Source organism: Alkalihalophilus lindianensis, assembly GCF_032843265.1.
In the GTDB taxonomy this organism is placed as follows: Bacteria; Bacillota; Bacilli; order Bacillales; family Bacillaceae_D; genus Alkalihalophilus; species Alkalihalophilus lindianensis.
Genome location: NZ_JAWJBA010000880.1, coordinates 1 through 244, shown reverse-complemented (window position 1 = coordinate 244; position 244 = coordinate 1). Strand labels below are relative to the sequence as shown.

At 41.4% G+C, this 244-nt stretch carries 1 protein-coding gene; it reads left to right on the top strand.

Going from position 1 to position 244, the window contains the following annotated elements:
* Positions 1–244 (top strand): pyrroline-5-carboxylate reductase family protein (locus RYX56_RS24645; protein ID WP_317124426.1); only part of this gene is annotated, 244 nt, incomplete at both ends.

Genomic DNA, 244 nt, shown 5'->3' with positions numbered 1-244 from the left:
ATTTGAAATCGACATTGCAAGTGACAATAAACGAATCGCCAGTGAGAGTGACTTGTTGTTTCTAGCTGTTAAACCACACGTGTATCCTAACGTAATTGAAGAGATCCGCAAGCATGTTAATGAAAACACGATTATTATTACGATAGCGATCGGCGTGGGGTTAAAAGATATTGAGTTGGCTTTCGGTCAAGAGACGAAAATTATTCGCTCGATGCCAAATACACCGTCAATGGTCGGAGAGGGA